General features: G+C 56.6%; 7 protein-coding genes and 1 tRNA gene. 1 reads left to right on the top strand and 7 read right to left on the bottom strand.

Going from position 1 to position 5,981, the window contains the following annotated elements; all coding sequences use genetic code 11:
- Nucleotides 1-385: 385 nt before the first annotated feature.
- The 6 genes from JJ869_RS21420 to secE form a co-directional block, all read right to left on the bottom strand.
- Complete coding sequence (locus tag JJ869_RS21420; protein WP_292270565.1) at nt 386-718, bottom strand: hypothetical protein; 333 nt, start codon at nt 716-718, stop codon at nt 386-388.
- Between the two features lie 213 nt (nt 719-931).
- On the bottom strand, nt 932-1,891 hold the full coding sequence (locus JJ869_RS21415) for a hypothetical protein (RefSeq protein WP_292270562.1): 960 nt from the start codon (nt 1,889-1,891) through the stop codon (nt 932-934).
- A 163-nt stretch (nt 1,892-2,054) separates the two neighbouring features.
- Nucleotides 2,055-2,753 (bottom strand): 50S ribosomal protein L1, encoded by a 699-nt coding sequence (gene rplA / locus JJ869_RS21410; protein WP_292270560.1) that lies wholly within the window; start codon nt 2,751-2,753, stop codon nt 2,055-2,057.
- A gap of 1 nt (nt 2,754) precedes the next feature.
- Nucleotides 2,755-3,204: a 50S ribosomal protein L11 gene (gene rplK / locus JJ869_RS21405; RefSeq protein WP_292270556.1), complete on the bottom strand. Its 450-nt coding sequence runs from the start codon at nt 3,202-3,204 to the stop codon at nt 2,755-2,757.
- 181 nt (nt 3,205-3,385) lie between these two features.
- Nucleotides 3,386-3,916, bottom strand: a complete 531-nt coding sequence (gene nusG / locus JJ869_RS21400; protein WP_292270553.1) for a transcription termination/antitermination protein NusG — start codon at nt 3,914-3,916, stop codon at nt 3,386-3,388.
- Between the two features lie 179 nt (nt 3,917-4,095).
- A complete protein-coding gene (gene secE / locus JJ869_RS21395; RefSeq protein WP_292270551.1) occupies nt 4,096-4,293 on the bottom strand; it encodes a preprotein translocase subunit SecE in 198 nt (65 codons plus the stop codon).
- Between the two features lie 294 nt (nt 4,294-4,587).
- Here secE and JJ869_RS21390 point away from each other — a divergent pair, with 294 nt between their 5' ends.
- Complete coding sequence (locus JJ869_RS21390; RefSeq protein ID WP_292270549.1) at nt 4,588-5,166, top strand: hypothetical protein; 579 nt, start codon at nt 4,588-4,590, stop codon at nt 5,164-5,166.
- A gap of 111 nt (nt 5,167-5,277) precedes the next feature.
- On the opposite strand, the gene JJ869_RS21385 is transcribed toward JJ869_RS21390, so the two are convergent.
- Nucleotides 5,278-5,353 (bottom strand) — tRNA-Trp (locus JJ869_RS21385).
- Between the last annotated feature and the right edge of the window lie 628 nt (nt 5,354-5,981).

Raw genomic sequence — 5,981 nt, 5'->3', positions numbered from 1 at the left:
GCCTGATCACTCCAAAAATGCACATCGACCTGGCCCGCTTCGGCGGGCTTTTTCGTGTTCGGTTGGTCTCGATTTTGGTGTAGTTTTGCACCTGTCGTGGGCTCTTGCCCTGATTCTCGCGGGATCTTTGCTCAGAGTTGGTTTTTTTGGAAAATAAGTATTTGATTTGAAATGGTTAATTTAACTGCTTGGAGACAACTTCGCCCGGAACTTCAAACGCGCCGGGTCAGGACATCGCCTCAAACCGCGACCAAACCCGCTACAGATCGAAAATATCGCCGATATTCGTAATGATCGCTGTCAGGATCAGCGTGGCACAGATGATCATCGCGACCCAGAACGCAAATTGCATGACCACCGCACCAATCCCGAGACCGATTGCGTATTACGGCAACACCGTGGGTTCGTGCCGGAACAGACTGATCCCTCCAAGCACAACTGCAATTCCGGCCAGAACCGGCGTCAGGATCATCAAAAGCTTGGTCGGGTTGAACGGTTTGGACTCCGGGGCCACCGGTTCTGAATTTTCGACAAAAACGCCCTGTGCGGCCGCTTTGATGTCGCGTGCGATTTCACCGATGCTGGTGCCGACACTTTGCTGCGGCTCGGGCATCAAAGCGCCAGAGATCAACAATATCGAAACCACCAAAGCGCCGATGCCAAAGAAAAAACCAACCAGCCCGAAACGCGCGCGCTGTTCCTGTTCCGCAAGTGACATGCCCTGCCCTCTCACAAACTTTACCGACCTGACCGATACCTGGCAAAAGAGCCATCAATAATGGTCGCAGAGGGGCCATTGTTTGCATATCGGCACTGTTTCGGTCGTGCGCCGCCGGGCGATGGCACATTCGTCTTAGTTCGCAAAATGGTTCCTTTTCAGGCAGTTTAATGCTCCATGACTGACGAAGGGAATTTGTGGTTTCTTCCGCGGCTATTGCCGACTCGCGTATAGCGACGGCATGCGATCTGCTTCGACAAGCGCATCGTAGGTTGGCAGAGCGCGCCCCAGCGCATGCCCAATCTGCGCCCTAGCCAGATACCCCTCGGGCGATGTGCCGTCTACCGCGCGAAATTGCGTACAATCCGACTTCGGCACGGCAATGACTTTGTCAGACGGCACGCCCTCAACGGCTATGAACTCTCCGGCCACGATGAACACCTGTACGCTCTTCGGATCCGCATTGAACCGCCACACAACTGGCGTTTCCGAAAACACGACATAAGGAATCACATTGTCGTTCTGCGACACAATCTCGACTTCGGGTATACCCTCCAAATTCTGCACCGCTTTGCCAACTGCAAAGACCAAAGGCGCGTCCGACGTGTAGTCGATCTTCGGCAGAACGCAGCTTTGCGGATCACGCACAGCCGCAGAAACGATCGCTGCGATTTCTGCGATCTCTTCGGGCGCCAAAGTACCGTCCTGGTCGATATCTAGCGCGAACAAGTCGTGGCATCCGTTGAGGTAACGCGCCTGTTTGCCAAGCACCTCCTGCGCATAAGCCTCGATTTCCGCGGTCGTAATCTCCCTGTCGTAATTGGCATCATAGGCGCGGCGCGCGATTTGAAGGTCGACCTCATCTGGAACGGCCTCCGGCCCAAGGATTTGTCCGTCTCCATTCAGATCAAAAGGTTTAAGCCGCCGTTCTGCTTCGGATTTGGTCATCTCGACGACGCGGGCCTCAAAGGCCTGACGCCATGCATCCGCACTTTCCCCCGTCAACGCGGGCGCATTGCCGCGACAGACCGCTAAATCGCGAAGCCGTTGCGCCTGCCACGGCACTGGTTGTTCAACCACCCATCCACGATCCTTGATGGACATAAACGAAAGTAGCCTAACCGCTTCCTCGGCCTGCACGGTGGTAGCGGCCAACACCGCCACAGTCGTCATCGCAATTCCGCACCGCATGGCACTGCCCCCATTCATCTTTGTGTGGTCCGACATCAAACTACAGGCAGAGGCCGGCAGAAGAATGAGCGGATTGCGGAAACACAGCGACAAAAAAAGGCGGGCCATCGCTGACCCACCTTCCGAAATTTTTTGCGATTACGCCTTAGTGACCGGCTGCGTCGTCCACAGACACGGACACGCCCGGACCCATTGTCGAAGACAGCGCGATCTTCTTCATATAGGTACCCTTGGCGCCTGTCGGCTTGGCCTTGGCCACAGCGTCAACGAACGCCTTGACGTTCTCGACCAGCTTGGCGTCGTCAAACGAAATCTTACCGATCCCGGCATGTACAACACCGGCCTTTTCAGCCTTGAACTGAACCTGACCGCCCTTGGCGTCTTCGACAGCTTGTTTGACGTCCATGGTCACGGTGCCGACTTTCGGGTTCGGCATCAGGTTGCGCGGGCCAAGCACCTTACCCAGACGGCCGACGATCGGCATCATGTCCGGGGTTGCGATGCAGCGGTCAAAATCGATCGTGCCGCCCTGGATGGTTTCCATCAGGTCTTCTGCACCAACGATGTCTGCGCCAGCTGCCTTGGCTTCGTCAGCCTTGGGGCCACGTGCGAACACGGCAACACGAACGGTTTTGCCGGTGCCGTTCGGCAGGCCGACAACGCCGCGAACCATCTGGTCGGCGTGACGCGGGTCAACACCGAGGTTCATTGCGATTTCCAGAGTTTCGTCGAACTTCGCGTTGGCATTGCTCTTGATCAGGGCAACAGCCTCAGCAACGGTCAGACCGTCTTTGCCTGCAAAAGCTTCACGGGCGGCGCGGGTGCGTTTTCCAAGTTTAGCCATCTTACTTCACCTCGATGCCCATGGACTTCGCAGAGCCCAGGATAATCTGCATTGCACCTTCAATGTCCGTTGCATTGAGGTCTTTCATCTTGGCTTCTGCGATCTCGCGCACCTGTGCCGCGGTCACGGTGGCCACGGTCTCACGACCCGGCTTTTCTGCACCGCGCGGACGGTTCCGCTTGCCGACCGGCTTCAGACCAGCAGCCTTCTTCAGGTAATAAGACGCGGGCGGCGTCTTGATTTCCATCGTGAAGGACTTGTCCTGGTAATAATAGATCTGTGTCGGGCACGGAGCGCCCTCTTCCATGTCCTGCGTCTTGGCGTTGAACGTCTTGCAGAATTCCATGATGTTGATGCCGCGCTGACCCAATGCAGGACCAACGGGCGGGCTCGGGGTGGCTTTACCTGCAGGGATCTGCAGCTTCATCTTGCCGACAAGTTTCTTGGCCATCAGGCCTCTCCTTTTCCAACGACCAGGGAACGCGTTCCAAGGTCACTCATGTTGTGTGGTCCGGTCCGGACATCGCGATGCCCTCGCCTCCCACTCTCTGGTGATGGGCGATCCGCCCACCGTACGACAGTCGCCTGCCGTATCTCGTAAGGTGGGCAATTCTGCCCACGGTCGCAGATCCCTATTGCTTCGTGACCTGCGTAAACTCCAACTCGACCGGGGTTTCCCGGCCAAAGATGACCACCGACACCTTCAGGCGCTGGTTGTCCTCGTCCACTTCCTCGATCATGCCATCGAAATCCTCGAACGGACCGTCGTTGACCTTGACCTTCTCGCCCACCTCGAAATGGATGAGCGTGCGCGGCGCTTCCTCACCTTCGGCCACTCGGCCAAGGATCGCCTGCACTTCGGCATCGCGCATCGGCATCGGGCGACCCTGCGGACCAAGAAACCCGGTGACGCGGTTGATCGAGTTGATCAGGTGATAGCCCTGATCCGACATCTCCATCCGCACCAGCACATAGCCCGGCATGAACCGACGTTCTGCCGTCACCTTCTTGCCACGGCGGATTTCGATCACTTCCTCGGTCGGCACCATCACTTCAGCGATCTGGTCCTGAAGCCCCTGCTCCTCGACCTTCTGAAGGATCTGCTCTGCGATTTTCTTTTCGAAATTCGACAGAACACTGACCGAGTACCACCGCTTCGCCATCTGGTCGCAAACCTTCTTGTCCGTGCGGCTGAGACGCCGTCTGATTTCTTCTGGCTGACCTGTTGCCACGCCAGCTCCGGAATAAAAAAGCGGCGTGCAACTCGAATCGATGCACGCCTCATTCCGTCTTAGGCGGTCAGTTACCGCCTTAGCCTGCCCTTTTCAAGAGCAGACCCGCGTCACCCGAAGATGTTAAGCAATCCCTGAAGCCCGCTACGGATCAAAATGTCCACCAGCGCAAAGAACACAGCGGTCAAAGCAGCCATGATAAAGACCATCACAGTGGTCAAAAGCACTTCGCGCCGCGTCGGCCAGACGATCTTGGACACCTCAGCGCGAACCTGCTGGATGAACTGAAGTGGGTTGGTCGTTGCCATGACTGAAGTCTCGCTTTGCGTTTGCTCTGACCCGCACTTAGCGAAGACGCCGTTCGAATTCAAGCAAACAGCCGCCCGTCCTTTCAAGACCGCGAAACAAACATCTTCAATGAACGCGCTTATGGCATCGGCGGCAAAAAGGTTCCAACACCCACTCTCACAAATATGTGTCTTATTTTCCAACAACTTGTGGGAACGATCACGCCTCCCGCCTGTTTGTCCCCCAGAGCCGGCGGGGCAACGCACCGCAAGCACTACCAAAACCAAAATGTACTGAACCGAAAGGAATTCACAATGAAACGCATGATGATTGCAACCGCACTCGCAACCACAATCGGCACCGCAGGTTTTGCTGCGACCGAGGCGGAAATCCAGCAAGTGCAGACCTTTGATGAAAGCATCGACACGTCCGGTCTGACAGACGCGCAGTATGACATCGCTTATGGCATCGTGACATCCGGCGACTCGTTCAGCGAAAAAGCAGCGAAGCTGCGTGCACTGACAACAAAGAACGAGATCAGCCAAGGCATGCCGATGATCACCGAGGCTGAAATGAACCGCCTTCTGAGCTTTGCTCCAGATGCAGACCTGAGCACGATTTCGCAGGCACAGGCCGAAATGGCGATTGCCGCGACCTACGCAAGTGACTCGCATTCTGAAGTCACCCAGCGCGTTCGCAGCATCTTGGACGGTGACGATGAAACGACACGGATTGTTGTTGGTTCGGGCGTTGAAAGCCTCCTGCGCCGCTATGCACCAGATGCAGACCTCACCGGTCTGACGGCAGAAGAACTTTCGATCGCGATGAGCTACATCAACAGCGACATGACACGCACTGAAACAGCGGAGCGCATTCAGGCTCTGTTGAATTAAAATCTGCATTTTGCACGTCTAAGGTCGTCCCGTAAGGGGCGGCCTTTTTAATGCGCCACGGTCCGCAATTGCTGGAAAGCAGCCTGTCGTTCTGAGGGATTGTCGTGAAATTGGCAGGGGCAGCAGGGTTCGAACCCGCGACCTACGGTTTTGGAGACCGTCGCTCTACCAGCTGAGCTATACCCCTAAGGCCGAGATGACGGGTATTCCAACGCCTGAGTGAAATCAAGGGCCAGAAACCAAAGCTTCGGCAAAAAATCCTCACCGCGACATTCGCCCGCTTCGCCGCGCTCTGGGACAACTGTAAACGCGACCTTGGGCCGAGGTGTTCACACGAGAACGATGCCCTCGACCTGGTATGCAAGGGCCGCCAGCAGCAGTCCCAGGCGTACTATGGCGTGCTCCATCGGGTTTGATCGTCGGCCAAGGCTCCAAAGCGCATCTCGTACACCACCAGCATGGCGCTTCGCCCGCACCCAAATCGCCACGCTTTGGACTACAACGCATCACGCAGGGTCCGTTTTGGCTCGCGCTCCAGTGATCCTGTTGAAACAATGACGCTTTTTGCGGGCGTCACTTTTTCTTGATACGTCATGGGACATGCCAATTCCCGTGGTTCCAGTCAAGCGTCGGTGTCAAATCTTACCGCCGATCACGCGCTGAACCCCCAGCAAATCCTGACCCGCACCAAGCCTGTGCAGCCCCGCGCAGGGGGTGATCGGCGGCGCTCCACGTCAAGTCCACTTTTGCGAGAGCCAGTGTGCACGAGCTGTGAATTCAAAGCCCGCCGCACCGACCCTAGCTTGAGTGGTGTC

Origin of the sequence: Marivita sp. (genome assembly GCF_017643905.1) — a bacterium.
GTDB lineage: Bacteria > Pseudomonadota > Alphaproteobacteria > Rhodobacterales > Rhodobacteraceae > Marivita.
The sequence above is the reverse complement of the archived record's forward strand: the minus strand, read 5'-3'. Positions and strand labels throughout refer to the sequence as shown.

Excerpts from the sequence above, each read along its gene's own strand:
- JJ869_RS21415 (WP_292270562.1), bottom strand. The coding sequence starts at position 1,891 with ATGACGACTGTGGCGGTGTTGGCCGCTACCACCGTGCAGGCCGAGGAA.
- JJ869_RS21390 (WP_292270549.1), top strand. The coding sequence starts at position 4,588 with ATGAAACGCATGATGATTGCAACCGCACTCGCAACCACAATCGGCACC.
- rplA (WP_292270560.1), bottom strand. The coding sequence starts at position 2,753 with ATGGCTAAACTTGGAAAACGCACCCGCGCCGCCCGTGAAGCTTTTGCA.
- JJ869_RS21420 (WP_292270565.1), bottom strand. The coding sequence starts at position 718 with ATGTCACTTGCGGAACAGGAACAGCGCGCGCGTTTCGGGCTGGTTGGT.
- rplK (WP_292270556.1), bottom strand. The coding sequence starts at position 3,204 with ATGGCCAAGAAACTTGTCGGCAAGATGAAGCTGCAGATCCCTGCAGGT.
- nusG (WP_292270553.1), bottom strand. The coding sequence starts at position 3,916 with ATGGCGAAGCGGTGGTACTCGGTCAGTGTTCTGTCGAATTTCGAAAAG.
- secE (WP_292270551.1), bottom strand. The coding sequence starts at position 4,293 with ATGGCAACGACCAACCCACTTCAGTTCATCCAGCAGGTTCGCGCTGAG.